Genomic DNA, 19,186 nt, shown 5'->3' with positions numbered 1-19,186 from the left:
ACTATTGGGGGTCAGTTCATAATCGCAAGGCTTTGTAGAAGTGAGTTCTTTATAAGAACAGTGACAGAAATGATAATAACAGCAGCTAAAAAGTATTTTCAAAAAAGGATTAGCTGCTACAACCACCAGAATGAACTCGATTCATTTGATCATGTGAAGACGTGTCAGAGCCTGTCGATTGGCATCCTGCCACGAACAATAGCGTTACAGATAAGATAAGCCATTTCATAATAAATCCTCTTTCGGTCATGACTAAAGCATAGTGCTTAAAAGCGCGGATACCTCAATCATTAACTAAAACCTTACCTACCGATAAGGCCTTGGTTAATGAACAAAGCATCGCTTCTTTAACTAACGACCTGCTTTTGTACAAAAAACTTTCACTTCAACGAATGAAAATCGTACAAGAGCGAAAATAGGACAGCTATGGAACTAAGAATAAGAACTAGAAGTTAGTCACTCGTCGCCAAACGCACCGCGGCTTCTGCATGAATGGCTGTAGTATCAAACAGGGGCACATCGGTATGTTGTTGCTGAATCAGTAAGGCGATCTCAGTACAGCCTAGAATGACGGCCTCTGATCCTTGCTGGCTTAGCCTCTCAATGATCTGATTATAGATAGCGCGAGACTCTTCTTTTACTTCGCCTCGGCACAGCTCTTGGTAAATGATGTTGTGGACTTTCTCTCTGTCATCCTTGGCAGGAATCACAACATCGATACCGAATTTATCGATTAAACGCCCTTTGTAAAAATCTTGTTCCATCGTGAAAGCGGTGCCGAGTAACCCGACTTTCTTCACTCCTTGTTCCAGCAGTTTCTGCGCTGTGGTATCAGCGATGTGCAAGATAGGAATCGTGATCTTCTCTTCGATCTCAGGAACGACCTTATGCATGGTATTGGTACAGATCAGGATGAAGTCCGCTCCGGCTTTCTCTACCGATAAAGCCGCGTCCGATAAGATATCCGCCGTCTCAGCCCAGCGACCTTGATGTTGAAGCTTTTCTATCTCATCGAAGTTCACGCTGTACATACAAACCTTTGCAGAATTGAGCCCGCCGAGTGTGGCTTTAACGCCCTCGTTGATGGATTTGTAGTAGCTCACTGTCGACTCCCAACTCATACCGCCGAGCAAACCGATCGTTTTCATTTTTTATTCCTTTAATTTCTGACTATCCCGATTAAAGCGTCATGCGTTAAAAATTTATAGTACGATCTTGCTGAAAATGAGACGAAGTCTTCGCTATTTAGCAAAAGGCTCGAATGAACCATCCGAGCCTTTGCTGTTTTGTCCGAATGTTTGTGTGGGTTAATACACCTCACACCAATCGGATTTCATGTCGATTAACGTCCAATCATCTCTGGAGTTCGCTTCGTCGAGTGCTTTATCAAGCTTACCCACATGGGACTCACGATCATACTTCCACTCGCGCTCGGCATCGGTGTGATGAACAATCATCGCCATTGAGTTTGGTTGACTGGTTGCCCACTGCATCATCGCTTGATCGCCGTCTGAGTTACCTACTGCTAGAATCGGCTTCTTACCGATAATATGCTGAATATTGCTGACCTTTCCGGCTTTGTCATCAATGGTCAAAATGGACGAACCTTTGGTAACGGTCGGATTACCGTCGTTGTAGCTGTAGTTGTATTTAAGTGCGCTACCGATGATCTGTTCTAACGGGATATTGTAAGCATCAGGAGCCCACGCCCTCATGAAATCAACGCCTCCGCCCGACACAATATAAGTCTTAAAGTCATGCTCTTGCAGGTAAGTCAGCATCTCTTTCATTGGCTGATAAGTAAGGTCTGTGTAGGCTTTGTTGAAGCGTTTATCTTTTGTTACCGTCAGCCATTGCTCAACGTCTTGCTGGTATTGCTCAACAGTCATACCAGAATGTGTCGCCATGATGATTTTCAATAGCCCTTCTTCACCGCTGCCCAGAACGCTCTCAATATCATCTTCGAGTACAAACTTAAACGGTGCTTCGGTTTTCCATTCAGGGTGATCAGGCGCCATCTCTTTTACACGATCTAGTGCAAAGGCTAATTGGAAGTAATAAGGCTTTTCCGACCAAAGCGTACCGTCGTTATCGAACACGGCAATGCGATCTTCAATTGCCACGAACGTATCAGACTCAGCTTTAGTGGCTTGCCCAACAAAGTCGACGATAGCGGATTTGCTCTCGCTGTCCTTCCAAGAAGGCAGCAAGTTGGGATCACAATCCTTTGCAAAAGATGAGAAAGAGATGCTAGATAAAATCGCAACTGACAAAAGGGTTATTTTCTTCATAGCACTACCATGTTGTTGAATTATTTGTAGGGTTTAATTCAATTCATCCTAGTTTGTCTACTCTTATTTGCCACTTATGAACACTATAACCAATGCTCATGTTGGTATTAGATTAGTACCACAGCTAAGCTGGCTGAGGGTGCTCTGCGATGTATTTATCGAGAACTTAAAAGGAGACAAACAAAAAAGCAGAACTTCAATTCCTCAAAGTTCTGCTTTAACAATCCATGACTGCTTACGCTCTGCGCTTTTTGAAAGCGTGCCAGCCGGCGCTGAAAATTGTTTTTAACACCACACCGAGTGCGCTTAGTTTTGGGTCGGCTTTCTTGCCAGAGGCAATGCGCCACATCTGATGTTCATACCAAACCAGCCCGACCATCGCCACCTTGTCTAATGCAGGTTTTCCTGTGGTTGGCACCGTTAGCGGCATGCCGTAACTAGGGTTTTCAATTAACTTGTTAGGGAAATCAGGATCAACCGCCATTGTGCGCGCAATGCCAATAAAATCGGTCGCCGAGGTGTTTAATGCGTCATTCATTGCTTGCGCGGTTCGAAAACCACCCGTGACCACCAGCAGCGTGCTCACAAGCTTTCTCGCCTTAACCATGTAATCCATAAAATACGCTTCACGTTTTACCGTGCTGGTCTTCAATGGCTCGGCTTTGTTCTTTGAACCCATCATCGATGGGCTTTCATAGGTGCCGCCGGAGATCTCAATCAGGTCGATACCGTTATCACTCAGTGTTTGCACAACCTGCATCGACTCTTCTTCAGTGAAGCCACCTTTCATGAAGTCAGCACTGTTGAGCTTAATTCCGACCGGGAAATCTTCACCGACCTCTTTTCGAATCGCGCGATAAACCTCAAGCACAAAACGAAGTCTGTTTTCGAGTGATCCACCCCATTTGTCTTGGCGTTGATTGTGTCTTGAAGACAAAAACTGACTCACGAGATAGCCATGAGCACCGTGGATCTGCACACCGGTAAAACCCGCTTGTTTTGAAAGCTTTGCACTCAGCGCGAATTTATCAATGATTGCGATGATTTCCGTCTCAGTCAGAGCTCGTGGCGTATTAAAGCCTTTTTCTAATCCACGCTCTAAAGAGATAGCCGAAGGCGCAACCGGGCTATCACATAAGAATTTAGGGATTTGCTTTCCTGGGTGGTTCAATTGCATCCATATCTGCGAACCATTTTGTGTTCCAGCCTTCGCCCACTCACGAAATACGCTTAAGTCACTTTGCTCATCCAACACAACGTTTTTAGGTTCACCAAGCGCACCTCTATCGACCATCACGTTGCCCGTCATGGATAGGCCAATTCCTCCTTGAGCCCAACGCTGGTAAAGCGTGACTAAACCTTGCTTAGGGTTATGATGTTTATCACCTAGCTGTTCACTCATTGCCGATTTGAACAGGCGATTTTTGATCACTTGGCCATTAGGAAGAGAAAAAGGGTCGTTGAGGCAGATCGGATTCATGCGCGTGGTTACTTTCTTTGGTTTATATATTGAGTCCAGTATGCCCTATTTTATCCGACAGTTTTTATCATTTAGTGCCTATTTCGAAGCAAGTTTCGCTCAATAATAAAATGCCAGCGGCATAGCAGCTGGCATTAATCGATTATAAATAGAATCTCAAAAACTGGGCTGACGCTGCTGAAATATGTCAACCAGAAAGGCTCGAACACCCTTTACGCTCATGGTAATTGTCGTTATTGTGATTCTCTACGCCATCATCACAAGGACTGTCTGAGAGTTATGAACAGCACGATTGAAACTATTCTGGGGCACCGCTCCATTCGTCAATATACAAATCAACCGATTGAAAAAGCACAACTTGATGTGATTATTCAGGCTGGTCTCGCGGCTTCATCATCGAGCTTACTGCAGGCTGTTTCTATCGTGAGAGTGACAGACAAAGAGAAGCGCAAACTGTTAGCTGAATACGCAGGTAACCAAGCTTACGTTGAGAATGCGGCTGAGTTTTTAGTGTTCTGTATCGACTATCAACGCCACGCTCAAATCAACCCTGAAGTGAAAACCGACTTTACTGAACTGACCCTGATTGGCGCGGTAGATTCTGGCATCATGGCGCAAAACTGCATGCTGGCGGCTGAATCTCTAGGTTTGGGTGGCGTGTACATTGGCGGGCTGCGTAACAGCGCACAACAAGTCGATGAACTGTTAGAACTACCACAACATACCGCCGTGTTGTTCGGGATGTGCTTAGGTCACCCGGCACAGCAACCAGAGGTTAAGCCTCGCCTTCCTGCTCATGTGGTGATGCACGAAAACCAATACCAACCGCTGAGCCTAGATGACATTGCCAGCTACGATGATTCGGTGCAAAGCTACTACGCAAGCCGTTCAAGCAACCAAAAGCAGAGCAGTTGGTCACAGCAGATCACTCAAAAGCTGTCTGGCGAATCTCGCCCACATATTCTGCCGTATTTGAACAGTAAGCAACTGACTAAAAGATAACGTTCAAGACGCTGCTTAGATAAATAAGCTACCTTTCCATCGCCACAAACAAAAATGTCAGCGTAATATACGCTGACATTTTTATTTATCCGGAGGCGGCTAGCTTACAGATATTTCTCAATCGGTAACAACTGTAGGAAGCCTGACTGCATTCGTTCCCATTGACCAGTGTCAGGTTCGCTGTCCCAACGTTGATCGCCTGAATACCAATACACATCACCGTCTTCCAATTCCAAGCGCCAGCTATTATCTTCACTCATTGCTTGCTCAATAGTGTCTGCTAACGTTTCAGCAATCTCTTTATTTTCGATGATCAAAACCGATTCAGTATTGAGGTAGGTAGAGCGCAAGTTGAAGTTAAATGAGCCGATGCTCGCGATGCTGCGGTCGAATACGACTGATTTAGCGTGCAAGCCATAGGCTGTCTCAGGCGCACATTTAGACGCGTCTTGAGTCGATGCTTCACACAACTTAGATTCTGGTTTTAGCTCAAACAGATCGATGCCATGCTCCAACATATCGTAACGTCTGCCCGCATAAGCAGAATGATTAGTCACCAGATCATTAGAGGCCATAGAGTTAGTTAGCGCTTTTATCTCAACGCCCTTATTGTTCAACACTTGCCACTCTTCAAGCTGACCATCATCGAATACAAGGTAAGCCGATTCCAATAAGATCTCTTGTTTCGATTCACTCGCTAACTTACCTAGAAGAATCGCGGTCGCTTTCGGTTCATCGGTATTGTCTGAATCATCAGGAACAGGCTGATCGTAAACAAAACGCGCATTCACCCATGCCATCTCACCAATCACCTCTTTCAGCAAACTATCAGCAGCCTTACGATCTAGTGGCAATTCCGGGTAATTTTGATAATGCGGAACGACAATATTATCTATCTTCGAGAGATCAGGTTGCTCGTCATCACCCAGCATATCGACAGGGTAAGACCAACGGCTGTTCCAGTATTCAACAAAACTGGTTTGGATGGTGTTAACTACCGAGCCCATGACTAATACATCGCGGTCTCGGAAATTGATTTCATCAGAAAGGTCGAAGTATTCATCACCAATATTACGTCCACCCACCACAGACAAAGCACCATCGACGGTAAACGACTTATTGTGCATACGGCGATTTAAACGAGAAAAGTCGCCGACAAAGCTCAGCCATTTACTGAAACCGCGGCGTGTTGGTGTTGGGTTGAAGATACGAATCTCGACGTTCGGGTGTGCATCCAGTGCCGACAGCAACCCTTCACGTTCGTTGAGGTTGATATCATCCAGCATTACGCGAACCTTCACACCGCGCTCGGCCGCTGCTAATAAACGGCTAGCGAGATAGCTGCCCGATTCGTCAGAGTTCCAGATGTAATATTGAATGTCGATGGTGTGCTCGGCACTTTCGACCAGCGCTAATCGCTGTGCCAAGGCATCCCAACCAGACTCTTGCAGACGAACCGCAGTGGTGCCTTGCTCTAAAGCTTCAGGCTGAAATTCATTGGTTAGAACCGATAAAGAACTAGGTGCAGGAGAGGTTGGCGGTTCTGTTGGATGATCGATGCCTTCAGGAAGTGAAGAACACCCACCTAAAACGGCGATTAAGATTAACGTTAAACTGATGCGTTGGAGCACAGGCATGTATCTGACTTCCTTTTCACGATGGCGTCTTTAGAAACTTTCCGTACAGCTTTTCAATGAACAAGCTATTCCGATCTATTCATTGATTATTACTGCTAAAGCCTGAAATTTATAGGTAATTATCCAGTATAAATTTAAAGGTCGGTAAATTGGCCCACAAATCACTTAAGTTGGGTGAGTGCCAAACAGTATAAACTCAGCGGCTTTTCGACCATGTCAATGGTGAGCTCTATTCGGTCTGGGTGATGCTTCACCATTGTTTGGAGATCTAGTTTCACCGCTTGATTTCACACTAACAGGCGTGTCGACTTACTTATATGAGATTGTGCAAACGCATTACTTACATAAGCGCTAAAGCTGTTGTTGATCTAAGGGCATGTAAGGATCAACACCGAAAACATTGTTCACGCTACATAACGTTTATCGTCCCTACACAAGCCTTCCCTATAGTAGTACCCTTTATTGTCTCTCATTCTTGATGGTAACTGGATATTATGAAGCTTTTGGTCGATCGCACTGGTGAACAGTTTTTAGATATTCTGCAAGAATCGGGAGATACATTGACGGTTCAATTCATTACCAATGAAGGCAATCGAAAGGGTAAGCCGTTCCAAGATAACTTGAGTGGATTGTTCCTCACAGGGTGGAAGCCGCGCACCACTTCAACCGCCATCGGATTAGAACGCTTTAAGCAAGGCAAACTTGAAGATCCCAAAGTGAGTTTCGCATTGCACCAGCTCTATCCACTGGGTCGAGACGTAAAATTACCTTCTGGAGATATCGCCACAATCGCGAGTTACGCCAATACCCATGCCGATGGCTACTATATGTCTGTGCGCCTCAACGATGAATTAACCCGACTCAAGATTACACCCGATTGGGAACTGCAACCTTCCACTCAAAGATTGGCTCTGCCTTATTACCCAGCCCCAAGAACTAAAGAAGAGCTCGACAATATTGACGATTTTGATGCGTGGGCGGGCGGCTTCTAAATACTCCTCACCTACGCCTAGTAGCACATAATACCCAAGTTATTATCAATTATTTTTTGACAATAATTCAAATGTAGCACTGTTTATCGTTTCAAATATTCCCACTATTATTTATCCATCGACACAGACTGCAGCTCAATGAACAAAGAGTGGCACTGTAAACACAGACAAATCACCATTTCGGTGAAAAATAATATAGGTACCAACATGACTCAACTAACTATCGTCGCAAACATCGTCGCTAACGAAGACAAAATTGAATTGGTTAAAGCAGAGCTGCTAAAGCTGATTGATATTACTCGCGCTGAAGAAGGCTGCATCAACTACGACCTTCACCAAGACAATGAAAACCCAGCACATTTCACTTTCTACGAAAACTGGACGTCGCGTGAACTTTGGCAAACACACATGGGTAATACCCACCTTGCTGAATACATGGCAGCAACCGAAGGTAGTGTTACGTCATTTACACTTAACGAGATGACTAAGATCGCTTAAGTACAGTTTCAGTAGTCTGTTACTAGAAAGCACACTGACAAGCTATCGAGTTCGATTTGAAAGCCCCGCTGCACGTCAGCGGGGCTTTTTTCATTTATGCGGATATCGTCAACTGCCTTAGTTAGAGCTTCAAACGGGGCTGAATAAAATCGATAAACGCCGAGATACGTTTAGAGACCGATGACGACTTGTAGTAAACCGCATTCACTCGCTCTCGGTCTGTGTTGGCAAGTTTGTCTTGTTCCAGAATAGGGATTAGGCGACCTGCTGCCATATCTTCCTGCACCATAAACCCCGATAAACAAGCTATCCCATTTCCAGCTAATACCAGTTGACGCACCGTTTCACCATTACTGGCTGTCACAGTAGGCGCGACATAACTTTGGTTTGGCAAAGGCCAATGGTTAAGCACTTTGTTACCCGAAAATCCCACAATTTGATGCGAACTCAAATCTTCAGGTTTGGTGGGTAGCCCACGCTTAGCGAGATAATCAGGTGACGCCACAATATGGAGTAAACTTTTTCCTAACGGGCGAGCGTGCAATGTTGAATCGGACAACTTACCGATTCGAATCGCAACATCGGTTCTCTTTTCGAGAAGATCAACGAAGCCTTCGTTGGAAGTGAGTTCCAACTCAATGTCTGGGTAAGCCTCTTTGAATGACTGCACCAACGGCACTAGCTGATGGAATACGAATGGACTGGCGGCATCGACTCTTAAACGACCTTTTGGCAACTCACCGCGCGACACGATTTCTTCTTCCGCGCTCTGAATCATCTGTAATCCCACCCTGACTGAATCGACAAACTGCCGTCCTTCCTCCGTCAATTCCACGCGTCTCGTTGTTCGGTTGAATATTGAGACGCCGAGTTGTAACTCAACCTTACTCACCGAGCGAGACACCTTGGCGACCTGCACATCCAGCGCCTCTGCCGCCGCAGAAAAACCACCAGCATCGACAACGGTGAGTACCATTTCTAAATCATCTGAACGGGTTAACATGAGGCTCCTTCGCTATCTTCATTTTGTTTAATGTCATCTCGCTTGTGCTCATCACAGCTCAAATCACGGTGTCTTTTCGATCTCATCAGCTTAATCCAATGATCGGCTAACCCTCCAATTATTGCAAATATCACAAAGGTTATTTGTTAATGATGGCATTTTTCACAAATATATTTTGCTAGATAATCCTCGCCATCAAACGAAGCGCTCCTATTGCAGTCACAAGCTGCCCCATTTTATCGCGCTCGGTACTTAACAAAGAACAGTAAGAGAGATGATTATGCCACTAGCATTACTTGCATTGACGCTCAGCGCCTTTGCCATCGGAACCACAGAATTTGTCATCGTAGGCTTGATTCCTACCATGGCGAGCGACTTGAATGTATCTCTGCCATCAGCAGGCCTATTAGTCAGTTTATACGCGCTTGGCGTTGCTATTGGCGCACCAGTCTTAACGGCATTAACCGGCAAATGGAATCGTAAAGCGGTGTTGCTGACCGTGATGGCATTGTTTGTCATTGGTAACTTATTGGCGTGGCAAGCTCCAGGCTATAACACGCTGATCGCCGCACGAATTTTGACTGGCCTTGCCCATGGTGTGTTCTTCTCGATTGGATCGACCATCGCGACAGGTTTGGTTTCAAAAGATAAAGCAGCCAGTGCCATTGCGATCATGTTTACAGGTTTAACGGTTGCATTGGTAACCGGCGTACCACTGGGCACTTATATCGGCCAAACCTTTGGCTGGCAAGCGACCTTCTTGATCGTTGCTCTGCTTGGTCTTATTGCTCTTATCGGCAGCGCTATCTTGGTTCCAAGCAACCTTAAGCAACCACCAGCAGCGAAGATTTCGGCACAACTAAAGGTTCTAACTCAACCACGCTTACTGTTGGTTTACGCTATCACAGCACTAGGTTATGGCGGCACATTCACAGCGTTTACGTTCCTTGCTCCAATACTGGAAAACGTATCAGGGTTTGATTCGAGCTCAATCAGCTTAATCATGTTGGTTTACGGTGTGTCAGTGGCGGTCGGTAACATCTGGGGCGGAAAAATGGCCGACAAGATGGGCCCAATTAAAGCACTGACCGTTATCTTCTCTGGTTTAGCCGCAGTACTGGTGGTATTCAACTTTACCGCAGTAAACCCTTACGCAGCTGTTGCTACCATTTTGGTTTGGGGTGCATTCGCATTCGGTAACGTTCCAGGACTACAAGTGTATGTTGTGAAACTGGCTGAGAAATACACACCAGACGCCGTCGATGTCGCTTCTGGATTGAACATTGCAGCCTTCAACGTCGGTATTGCATTAGGCTCATGGGGCGGTGGTTTGATTGTCGCGAAATCTGGATTAATGAACACCCCTTGGGTAGGTGCTGTGATCGTTTTGATTGCTCTTGTTCTGACTCGATTCAGTGGTGCGTTAGATAAGAAGCAAGCACAGCAAGCTGTTCCATCTAGCATCTAGCATCTAGCAAGAATATAAAAAACAAAGCCCGAACCTAGGTTCGGGCTTTATCAATTCAATCTGATTATTACTCGTTATCGATCGCTTTCAGCACTTTACATGGATTACCGACTGCAACCACATTGGCTGGGATGTCTTTGGTTACGACACTGCCCGCGCCAATCACGCTGTTTTCGCCAATGGTGACACCGGGGCAGATAATTACACCACCGCCAAGCCAAACATTGTTGCCAACATTAATCGGTGTGCCAAACTCAACGCCTTCTTCTACACGGCCTTTCACATCGAGTGGGTGACCTGCAGTCAGGATTTGAACGTTCGGACCAAGCAGCACATTGTCGCCAATAGTCACTTCAGCCACATCCAAAATCACGCAGTTAAAGTTAGCGTAGAAGTTCTTGCCTAGCTTGATGTTCGAGCCGTAGTCACAACGAAATGGAGGTTCTAAATGCGCATTTTCACAGTCCGGAATGAGCTCTTGCGTTGCTGCTTCCCATTCAGATGTGCCAGGAATACTGTTATTGAGTTTTTGAAGCACCTTGCGACATTCGATACGAGCTGCATAAAGCTCTTTATCCCAAGCCAGATAAGGTTCACCTGCTAGCATTTTTTGTTTTTCTGTTTTCACGTTACTTACCTGTTCTCACATCAATTAGCTATTTTCATATTACTTATCTAGCTTCACATTACTTAACTAATGGTGGTCAATTCATCGACCAAAAACGCAATATCGCACATCTAAATAACAGTGAATAAGGAGTGTTTGAGCTTGGTTTAAGAGATGCGCAGCTCGTCACTTTTTGTAGGTAAAATATGAAATTCGAACTGTGCTAATTTAGCTTCGCTATCGAATCACGTAACACCAAACTACCAGTGGTATTGATGGTGGTCGCTTGCTCTGTTTCACCGACAATTTGCAGGATCGCCTTTTGCGTCATTTGCTCTAATGGCACACTGACAGACGTTAAGCTTGGCGTTAAAAACGCCCCCACTTTGCTGTTATCAAAGCCGACGATCGAAACATCTTGAGGCAATGAGTACCCAAGTTCGGTTAACGCCTTAATCGCACCAATCGCCATATCATCGTTTTCAGACAAGATAGCAGTGAATGTGGTTCTGCTTTTTGCCAAAGCCTGAGCCGCGTGATAACCGCTCTCCATCGTCCAATCACCTTGAACAACGTTGGACTCATCCAATGCAACACCATGTTTAGTTAACACATCTTGATAGGCTTGGTAACGCAGCTCATCGGTCGAAGAACCGGCTTTACCACGAATCACTGCAATATCAGTATGACCCTGCTCGATGATGTGTTCAACCATCAAACAAGCGCTCTGATAATGGTCGGTGGTAATAGCATGATTGGGCTTCGACGGCATTTCTCGGTTGAGTACCAGAATCGGAGTGTCAGTGCTTTCGATGATCTGAGCTATCTCGCTTTCGGTTAAACATTGCGGATAGAGGATGATGCCCGCGCACTTCATATCCAGCAGGAAATTGATCGCCTTTCTTTCGTCTTCAGCGCTGTGTTTGCCATCGGTGATCACCAATTGGTGATTCGACTTTTCGCTATAAGAAGCCGCGTGATACATCAAGGAAGAGAAGTAAGGGCCATTGAACAACTCATTGGTAATTACAAAGCCGATGAAATTGGTCTTCTTGGTCGCCAATTGCTGAGCCAACAAGTTCGGTCGATAACCTGTTTCTTGAATCGCATCAAATACCTTTTTCACCACATCTGGGCGCACGATGTTCTTGCCATTTAAGACACGAGAAACGGTCGATTTAGATACGCCTGCGCGGTTTGCGACATCAAGCATGGTTACCATTCGCTTCTTTTCCTTTATAAAAAATTAGCCGACATAGGCCGACTAATTCATTGCAAAATGACAGCTCACAGTTCACATAACTGCGCTGGGGAATGCATTCTAAATAGTGGCACCGTTAGATGCAATCACACCTTTATACCACTCGAAAGACTTCTTGCGCTTGCGTTCTAGTGAGCCAGATTGATCGTTGTGCTTATCTACGTAAATGAATCCGTAGCGTTTTTTCATCTCGCCCGTGGTGAACGAAACTAAATCGATACAGCCCCAAGGGGTATAGCCCATCAAATCAACACCATCAATCGAAACGGCTTTTTTCATCTCTTTGATGTGGTCGCCAAGGTAAGCAATGCGGTAATCGTCATTAATGCTGCCATCTTCTTCAATGGTATCAACCGCGCCAAAACCGTTCTCAACGATGAACAATGGCACTTCATAACGTTCATACAGAGACGCTAAACAGAAACGCAAACCCGTCGGATCAATTGGCCAGCCCCAATCGCTAGACTGGATGAACGGATTATCGACCGAATTTTCATGACCGCCGTCCATCGCTTCTTCTGTAGATTGGTGAGAAGAAGAATCCAAGGTATTCGACATGTAGTAGCTAAAACCTAAGTAATCAGCCTTACCTTCTTTTAGGATCTGCTCATCTTCAGGCTGCATCTCAATGTTGAAGCCTTTGATTGCCCAGTCACGCGTAGCGTAATTTGGGTAATGACCGCGAACCATCACATCTGAGAAGAAGTAACGGTCACGCATCGCTTGTTGTGCCACCATAATGTCTTCCGGTTTAGAAGAACGAGGATAGAAAGGCACCATCGCACACATTGCGCCGATTTGAAGATCTGGATTGATCTCGTGACCTTTCTTAACCACCAAAGCACTTGCAACAAACTGATGGTGAACCGCTTGATACATCGCCTCTTGCGGCTTTTCGCATTGTGGAAACTTCACGCCTGAGCATAACCAACCGAAAATATCTGCCGAGGTGTTCATCTGGTTGTTGATCTCGTTAAACGTCATCCAGTATTTCACTTTGTGTTGGTATCGTTCCATCACTGCAGTTGAATACTTAACGAAGAAGTCGATCACTTTGCGGTTCATCCAGCCGCCATATTCGTTAGCTAGATGGTAAGGCATTTCAAAGTGGCTCAGTGTTACCACAGGCTGAATGTCGTATTTCAACAGCTCGTCAAACAGATCATCGTAAAACGCTAAACCCGCTTCACACGGTTCAGCTTCATCGCCATTTGGGAAGATACGCGTCCACGCGATACTGGTACGGAAACACTTAAAGCCCATCTCAGCGAATAACTTAATGTCTTCTTTGTAGCGATGGTAGAAATCCACTGCGACTTGGTTAGGATAGTTTTCGCCATCAATCACGCCATCGGTGATTCGACGTTGTACACCATGAGCGCCCGCTGTTAATACATCAACAACACTGACACCTTTACCATTCGCATCCCAGCCGCCTTCTAGTTGATGCGCTGCTACTGCACCGCCCCATAAAAAATCGTTCGGAAATTCGTTGTTCATACCATTACTCGCTACAAGTTATTCGTGAAAAAGATCAGGATTAGAGAGCTCATTGCAACTCTGAAACCGATTTCAATAAAAGAAAAGATACAGTTTGAAACCGGTTTCAGCAATAGTTAAAAGATCTTTTTTGATCGAACTACAGACTAATCAACAGTCAGCATTACGATCAATGCTGTTCAAAATACTGATCATGCAGTGATTTGCCAGATTGGTCTTGAGTGCCAGGGTAGAACTGAACGAGTGTCTGATCGGCTAGTGTGAGGTGAATCCAACCCTCTTTGACTTTCAGCCAATTGGTACCGTTGGTCTCATAGACGGCAGGAAACTTGCCCCAGCCAGACTCTGATACCTGCAGCTCTTGAAATAGGTTAATCGGGGCTAGCTTATTGCTGTCGAAGTTTGCGTCGGCATAGACAGATAAAGGCTCGATGGCATCGTTTGGCTTAAACGTATAACAGCTCACAGAGGCTGAAGTGCGATCAAACCACTGGTAAGGTTGTGCACCGATTAAATCGTAGACCGTGCAATCATTGAATTGAATCGCCCACTCTTGGTGAGCTTTAAAACCGAGGTAACCTATGGGTTGTGATGGTTCAGGCTTTGAGTCCGCCTCCTGCTCATACACCGGTTCTGAGGTAGCACATCCCATAAGCCCAAGACTAAAAAGGAAAGTCACAGCAAGCTTCATCATTGTCATACCTCAGTTCCGTTAGTAGATGAGTAACTCAATTAAGTCTCTACATTAAACGGTAAGTTCCAAACGATTACCATCCGGATCGAGTACACAGCTCTCATAATAGCCATCGCCTGTTCTTCTTGGGCCATCTAAGCGCTCATAGCCGTCTTCGACCAAGTGTTGAGTCAGTTGATCGACCGCCTGTTCCGAACCTAATGATATCGCCATGTGAATGAAGCCTGTGAACTGGTCATAGATGTCGTCTTTCGATTCAGGGACAGAGTCCATTTCCATAATCTCTAAACGACTTCCCGTATCAAACGAGAGGAAGTATGAAGAAAACCCTTTAGTTGGGTTGTGATATTTTGAGTTCAATGTCGCGCCGAAATAATCTTCATAAAATCGCTTCAGTACTTCGAGTTGTTTGGTCCAAATTGCGATGTGTTCAATCTTCATTTTGTTTGCCTAAGTTTGATGTCTAACACTAGATTACTCATCAAATAAGGAACAATAAACAGAACGAAATTCATCGAAATTGTTCCTGATTAACGGGCTCGATTTTATGTCCATAACTGCACAGTATTGGCATCTATGTTTGTGTAATAGTTATCTTTCCTCCATAGTCAGGTTTTACACAATCTGAGATTCAAACTGTGAGCTTTTTAAAACTGATACTACTTGCGGCTATATGGGGAGGCTCGTTTCTTTTCATGAGAATGGCCGCCAATCCATTAGGGCCCGCAGTCTTAATTGAAGCGCGAGTTCTGTTTGCAGCACTTACTCTGCTTTTAGTTTCTTTCTATTTAAAAAAGAAGCTCTCTTTTCATGATCACGCAAAACACTTCTTCATTCTCGGCCTGTTTAACACCACACTTCCTTTTTTGCTTTTCGCTTATGCCGCGCAGACACTTAACGCCTCGACACTCGCCATCTTGAACTCTACCGCGCCAATATGGGCGGCAATCATTGGTGCAATATGGACCAAAACAGCACTCGAGGCGAAAGTTCTATTGGGACTTGGGATTGGGGTAACAGGAGTTGGCGTGTTAGTCGGTTGGGATGCGATGAACATTGGCCGTGAGGCTGTGCTTCCTATCTTTGCAGCAGTGATGGCGGCCTTTAGCTACGGAATAGCGTCAAACTATACCAAACAAGCCCCTAAAGTTGAGGCATTCAACAATGCTCATGGCAGCATGTGGACTGCGGTATTGCTGGTTTTGCCGTTTGTATTCTTTATTCCGATAAGAGAAACACCCGACGTTACGATCACTACATCGGTTGTCTTATTAGGCGCGGTATGTACTGGGTTAGCGTATCTACTTTACTTCAATCTCGTCTCTGAACTCGGCGCACCTTCAGCCCTGTCCGTGACCTTCATCATTCCGGTATTTGGTATTCTATGGGGTAACTTATTCTTAGATGAAGCAATTGGCATCAATACGATTGTTGGTTCAATTCTGGTTATCACCGGCACCATGTTGGTGACAGGAATGACGCCTTCTAAGATGATAGAGAGCGCCAAACAGAAACGAGCAGCAAGAGCGGCTCGTTAATCAGCCATATATTGCTGAATCTTGTTTCTCAGCCACTGATGAGCAGGGTTCAAATCGGTTCTTTTATGCCAAATCATGTATTGCTGCATAGGTAAGATTTCAAACGGCTGATCAAGGACTTGAAGCTGGAAGGATTCGGAAAATTGATTGGCAAAATCACGCGATGTACTGCCGACACAATCTGAGCCCGATACCAGCACACACATGGTCATCAGCGAGTCACACTCGGCACTCACTTTTCTCTGTTTCAGTGGCGACTTGGTAAAATAATCTGCCGTGTATAAACGGGTTCGACGCATTCTAAAAGTAACATGCTTTTCGTTGTAATATTGCTCTTGCGTCACAGAGCCATTGATTCTCGGATGCCCCTTTCGAGCTATCAGCACCAACTCATCTTCAATCATCGGCTGCTTCATGTAGCCGTTAACTTGCGGGTAATGGATATCAATCGCTAAATCAGCTTGTTGCATGCTCAAGCCTTGCAATAATTCTTCTTCGTTGTTCGGCACCATATTGAATTCAATCGAGATATTGCCCAACGTCTCATCTTGCTCGACGAGAGGTTGAAGCTTGGTTAATCCAATCTCATTCACCAGGATACGAAACACATGATGCTGCTGATTATCAAATGTCTTTAAAGTGCTTACTGCGCTGCTTATCCCTTCTAGAGCAGGCTCTACTCGGTCTGCCAATTGCACCGCAGCGTTAGTCGGAATAATCCCACGCCCTTCACGAATAAACAGGTCGGTATCAAGCTGAGATTGCAATCGCTTCAATGCCCCACTAACCCCAGGCTGAGTCATACCAAGCGATTCTGATGCAAGCGTGATCGACTTTAATCGATACACTTCTAAGAACACGCTCAATAGATTTAAATCCAACTTTTCCACGTCGCTCACCGTTACTCTCCCTGTCAATGTGGTCTTAATCAATCATAGGTCAGGATTCGTCTTCGTCGCCCAACCATTGCATGATTCAATACATAGCCAATCGTGATGTATTAAATAAAGCTTACTTTATTTTTTGCTATATGTCTTATTCCTATAATCGCCTCAACGAAACAAAATTCTGAAATGAAGAGGCTCTTATGACAACTTCTCGCACGTTCAAAAATGCATCACTGTTCCTGGCTATCTCGCTCGCATTCCCGGCAATTGCAGCTAACCATGACCACGCACACTTCAGCGAAATTGGCGACCAAGGTGGCAAAAGCGCAACCGAGATGACGACCAAAGCAAACCAAGAGTTCGCAAAAACACTTAACTTTGCCGACACTCGCGCTTTCGACAATAACAACAAGGGTCTTATTGCTAGCTTCGACCAAGAGACGGGCGACATCATTCGCAATAGCTTTAACTTTATCGACCCAAGTGTGACGAATGCAGACCAAGCACCAGATTCAGTAAACCCTTCACTGTGGCGCCAAGCGGTATTGAACCAAGCAGCAGAAGGCTTATATGAAGTTGTTCCGGGTAAAGTTTACCAAGTTCGAGGCGCGGATTTAGCGTCTATCTCTTTCATTCGTAGTGACAACGGTTGGATCGCTTATGACGTACTTCTTACCAAAGAAGCGGCCGCTAAATCTCTAAAATTCTTCAAAAACAATGTGCCTGATGGCGGCGAACTGCCAGTCGTAGCAATGATTTACTCTCACTCGCACGCTGATCACTTTGGTGGCGCAAGAGCAATCAAAGACGCATACCCAGATGTAAAAGTGTACGGTTCGAAAAACATTACTAAAGAGATCGTCGACGAAAACGTATTGGCGGGTAATGCAATGTCTCGTCGTACCGCTTATCAATATGGCGCAACGCTGAACCGACATGAACACGGTATTGTGGATGCAGCACTGTCGAAAGGCCTATCAACCGGTAGCATTACTTACGTCCTGCCAGACTACGAGCTGAACCATAACGAAGTAATTGAAACTCTGGTTATCGACGGCCTAGAAATGCAATTCATGGATGCTTCAGGTACCGAAGCGGCATCAGAAATGGTGACGTATATTCCCAGCATGAAAGCACTTTGGACTGGCGAACTGACCTACCAAGGCATGCACAACCTGTACACGCTGCGTGGCGCTAAAGTACGTGACGGCTTGAAATGGTCTAAGAAGATCAACGAAATGTTAGTCACTTGGGGCGAAGAAACAGAAGTACTGTTTGCGTCTCACTCAGCCCCAATCTGGGGTGAACAAGAGATTTCTGATTACCTAAAAATGCAGCGTGATGCTTACGGTTTTACTCATAACCAAACGCTTCGTTTAGCCAATAACGGTGTGGTTCTACAAGACATCGGTGACGAGATTTACAAGGTAATGCCAGACAGCATTCAACAGTCTTGGCACACCAATGGTTACCACGGTACTTACTCTCACAACGCTCGCGCTGTGTACAACATGTATCTTGGTTACTTCGACATGAACCCAGCTAACCTTAATCCATTACCAATCGAGCCAGAATCGGTGAAGTTTGTTGAGTACATGGGCGGCAGCGATGCTGTGATTGAAAAAGCGCAGCAAGATTTCCAAGAAGGTGAATACCGCTTCGTTGCAACAGCACTGAATAAGGTGATTCAAGCTGAGCCAGAGAACAAAGTTGCACGTGGCTTATTGGCAGATACATACGAGCAGTTGGGTTATCAATCAGAAGGTGCAGGTTGGAGAAACATCTACCTAACCGGCGCTCAAGAGCTTCGTATTGGCACACAACCGGGCGCACCGAAAACTGCATCTCCGGATGTGTTAGCGAACATGACGATTGAAAACCTACTCGATTACTTAGCCGTAAAAGTGGATTCGCTAAAAGCACAAGAAACACCATTTACATTGAATATTCAGTTGCCTGATGTAAAAGAGTTCTACTACGTTGAGATGTCTAACGGCAACCTGAACAACATCCAAGTATCAGAGCTGCAAGATGCGGATACGACACTGATCATCAATAAGTCTGACGTGTCTGACATCGTGCTTAAGAAAACAAGCCTTGGAAAACTGTTAGAAGACAGACAAGCAGGCGTGAAAGGTGATAAGACATCACTTAACAAACTGCTGTCTTCACTGACAGAAGCTGACACCTCTTTTGAGATTGTACCGCGCCCAAGTAAAGGCGAAGAAGTTGATGCAGAGCTATACCAAGATTCAGCGGTACACGCTCATTAAACGCCAGATACACTAAATAAAAACAACAGCAGTTAGCTAGAAAAACGTTCTATAA

General features: G+C 45.2%; 17 protein-coding genes. 6 read left to right on the top strand and 11 right to left on the bottom strand.

Features of this window, described 5'->3' with window-relative positions; genetic code table 11:
* Positions 1-452: 452 nt before the first annotated feature.
* The 3 genes from AB4161_RS04950 to AB4161_RS04940 form a co-directional block, all read right to left on the bottom strand.
* Positions 453-1,148, bottom strand: coding sequence for an aspartate/glutamate racemase family protein (locus AB4161_RS04950; RefSeq protein WP_102398428.1), 696 nt, complete (start codon positions 1,146-1,148; stop codon positions 453-455).
* Between the two features lie 159 nt (positions 1,149-1,307).
* A complete protein-coding gene (locus AB4161_RS04945; protein ID WP_102320700.1) occupies positions 1,308-2,291 on the bottom strand; it encodes an HAD family phosphatase in 984 nt (327 codons plus the stop codon).
* A 235-nt stretch (positions 2,292-2,526) separates the two neighbouring features.
* Positions 2,527-3,771 carry an NADH:flavin oxidoreductase/NADH oxidase family protein gene (locus AB4161_RS04940; RefSeq protein WP_372082911.1) on the bottom strand — a complete coding sequence of 415 codons (1,245 nt, stop codon included), beginning with the start codon at positions 3,769-3,771 and terminating at the stop codon, positions 2,527-2,529.
* Positions 3,772-4,050: 279 nt separating this feature from the next.
* Here AB4161_RS04940 and nfsA point away from each other — a divergent pair, with 279 nt between their 5' ends.
* Complete coding sequence (gene nfsA / locus AB4161_RS04935; protein ID WP_102320702.1) at positions 4,051-4,773, top strand: oxygen-insensitive NADPH nitroreductase; 723 nt, start codon at positions 4,051-4,053, stop codon at positions 4,771-4,773.
* A gap of 104 nt (positions 4,774-4,877) precedes the next feature.
* Here nfsA and AB4161_RS04930 read toward each other — a convergent pair whose 3' ends face one another.
* On the bottom strand, positions 4,878-6,410 hold the full coding sequence (locus tag AB4161_RS04930) for a phospholipase D family protein (protein ID WP_136982440.1): 1,533 nt from the start codon (positions 6,408-6,410) through the stop codon (positions 4,878-4,880).
* A 494-nt stretch (positions 6,411-6,904) separates the two neighbouring features.
* Between AB4161_RS04930 and AB4161_RS04925 the strand changes: the two genes are divergently transcribed.
* Positions 6,905-7,402, top strand: a complete 498-nt coding sequence (locus tag AB4161_RS04925) for a hypothetical protein (protein ID WP_108092185.1) — start codon at positions 6,905-6,907, stop codon at positions 7,400-7,402.
* A 207-nt stretch (positions 7,403-7,609) separates the two neighbouring features.
* The gene (locus tag AB4161_RS04920; RefSeq protein ID WP_017062386.1) at positions 7,610-7,900 is read left to right on the top strand and encodes a putative quinol monooxygenase; all 291 of its coding nucleotides are present in this window, start codon (positions 7,610-7,612) and stop codon (positions 7,898-7,900) included.
* Between the two features lie 121 nt (positions 7,901-8,021).
* Here AB4161_RS04920 and AB4161_RS04915 read toward each other — a convergent pair whose 3' ends face one another.
* Positions 8,022-8,903 (bottom strand): LysR family transcriptional regulator, encoded by an 882-nt coding sequence (locus AB4161_RS04915; protein ID WP_136982441.1) that lies wholly within the window; start codon positions 8,901-8,903, stop codon positions 8,022-8,024.
* A gap of 280 nt (positions 8,904-9,183) precedes the next feature.
* On the opposite strand from AB4161_RS04915, the gene AB4161_RS04910 reads away from it, so the two are divergent.
* On the top strand, positions 9,184-10,371 hold the full coding sequence (locus AB4161_RS04910; protein WP_017062388.1) for an MFS transporter: 1,188 nt from the start codon (positions 9,184-9,186) through the stop codon (positions 10,369-10,371).
* Between the two features lie 67 nt (positions 10,372-10,438).
* On the opposite strand, the gene AB4161_RS04905 is transcribed toward AB4161_RS04910, so the two are convergent.
* From AB4161_RS04905 to AB4161_RS04885, 5 genes are all read right to left on the bottom strand, one after another.
* Positions 10,439-10,999: a sugar O-acetyltransferase gene (locus AB4161_RS04905; protein WP_372082908.1), complete on the bottom strand. Its 561-nt coding sequence runs from the start codon at positions 10,997-10,999 to the stop codon at positions 10,439-10,441.
* A gap of 202 nt (positions 11,000-11,201) precedes the next feature.
* On the bottom strand, positions 11,202-12,200 hold the full coding sequence (locus AB4161_RS04900; protein WP_136982442.1) for a LacI family DNA-binding transcriptional regulator: 999 nt from the start codon (positions 12,198-12,200) through the stop codon (positions 11,202-11,204).
* A gap of 99 nt (positions 12,201-12,299) precedes the next feature.
* Complete coding sequence (locus tag AB4161_RS04895) at positions 12,300-13,739, bottom strand: 6-phospho-beta-glucosidase (protein ID WP_372082907.1); 1,440 nt, start codon at positions 13,737-13,739, stop codon at positions 12,300-12,302.
* Between the two features lie 169 nt (positions 13,740-13,908).
* Complete coding sequence (locus AB4161_RS04890) at positions 13,909-14,433, bottom strand: hypothetical protein (RefSeq protein WP_029235182.1); 525 nt, start codon at positions 14,431-14,433, stop codon at positions 13,909-13,911.
* A gap of 51 nt (positions 14,434-14,484) precedes the next feature.
* A complete protein-coding gene (locus tag AB4161_RS04885) occupies positions 14,485-14,874 on the bottom strand; it encodes a VOC family protein (protein ID WP_017064032.1) in 390 nt (129 codons plus the stop codon).
* Between the two features lie 197 nt (positions 14,875-15,071).
* Here AB4161_RS04885 and AB4161_RS04880 point away from each other — a divergent pair, with 197 nt between their 5' ends.
* The gene (locus AB4161_RS04880) at positions 15,072-15,971 is read left to right on the top strand and encodes a DMT family transporter (protein ID WP_372082906.1); all 900 of its coding nucleotides are present in this window, start codon (positions 15,072-15,074) and stop codon (positions 15,969-15,971) included.
* On the opposite strand, the gene AB4161_RS04875 is transcribed toward AB4161_RS04880, so the two are convergent.
* Positions 15,968-16,870, bottom strand: a complete 903-nt coding sequence (locus AB4161_RS04875) for a LysR family transcriptional regulator (RefSeq protein ID WP_017059462.1) — start codon at positions 16,868-16,870, stop codon at positions 15,968-15,970. The two genes, AB4161_RS04880 and AB4161_RS04875, sit on opposite strands and share 4 nt — an antisense overlap.
* A 188-nt stretch (positions 16,871-17,058) precedes the next feature.
* Between AB4161_RS04875 and AB4161_RS04870 the strand changes: the two genes are divergently transcribed.
* Positions 17,059-19,131: an alkyl/aryl-sulfatase gene (locus AB4161_RS04870; protein ID WP_372082905.1), complete on the top strand. Its 2,073-nt coding sequence runs from the start codon at positions 17,059-17,061 to the stop codon at positions 19,129-19,131.
* The last annotated feature ends 55 nt before the right edge of the window (positions 19,132-19,186 follow it).

Source organism: Vibrio sp. 10N.286.51.E5, assembly GCF_041469125.1.
Classification (GTDB): Bacteria; Pseudomonadota; Gammaproteobacteria; order Enterobacterales; family Vibrionaceae; genus Vibrio; species Vibrio crassostreae_C.
Note: the sequence above shows the minus strand (reverse complement) of the source record. Positions and strands in the feature narration are given on the sequence as shown.

Coding starts and splice junctions, on each gene's coding strand:
- AB4161_RS04950 (WP_102398428.1), bottom strand. CDS start 1,148: ATGAAAACGATCGGTTTGCTCGGCGGTATGAGTTGGGAGTCGACAGTG.
- AB4161_RS04945 (WP_102320700.1), bottom strand. CDS start 2,291: ATGAAGAAAATAACCCTTTTGTCAGTTGCGATTTTATCTAGCATCTCT.
- AB4161_RS04940 (WP_372082911.1), bottom strand. CDS start 3,771: ATGAATCCGATCTGCCTCAACGACCCTTTTTCTCTTCCTAATGGCCAA.
- nfsA (WP_102320702.1), top strand. CDS start 4,051: ATGAACAGCACGATTGAAACTATTCTGGGGCACCGCTCCATTCGTCAA.
- AB4161_RS04930 (WP_136982440.1), bottom strand. CDS start 6,410: ATGCCTGTGCTCCAACGCATCAGTTTAACGTTAATCTTAATCGCCGTT.
- AB4161_RS04925 (WP_108092185.1), top strand. CDS start 6,905: ATGAAGCTTTTGGTCGATCGCACTGGTGAACAGTTTTTAGATATTCTG.
- AB4161_RS04920 (WP_017062386.1), top strand. CDS start 7,610: ATGACTCAACTAACTATCGTCGCAAACATCGTCGCTAACGAAGACAAA.
- AB4161_RS04915 (WP_136982441.1), bottom strand. CDS start 8,903: ATGTTAACCCGTTCAGATGATTTAGAAATGGTACTCACCGTTGTCGAT.
- AB4161_RS04910 (WP_017062388.1), top strand. CDS start 9,184: ATGCCACTAGCATTACTTGCATTGACGCTCAGCGCCTTTGCCATCGGA.
- AB4161_RS04900 (WP_136982442.1), bottom strand. CDS start 12,200: ATGGTAACCATGCTTGATGTCGCAAACCGCGCAGGCGTATCTAAATCG.
- AB4161_RS04895 (WP_372082907.1), bottom strand. CDS start 13,739: ATGAACAACGAATTTCCGAACGATTTTTTATGGGGCGGTGCAGTAGCA.
- AB4161_RS04890 (WP_029235182.1), bottom strand. CDS start 14,433: ATGATGAAGCTTGCTGTGACTTTCCTTTTTAGTCTTGGGCTTATGGGA.
- AB4161_RS04885 (WP_017064032.1), bottom strand. CDS start 14,874: ATGAAGATTGAACACATCGCAATTTGGACCAAACAACTCGAAGTACTG.
- AB4161_RS04870 (WP_372082905.1), top strand. CDS start 17,059: ATGACAACTTCTCGCACGTTCAAAAATGCATCACTGTTCCTGGCTATC.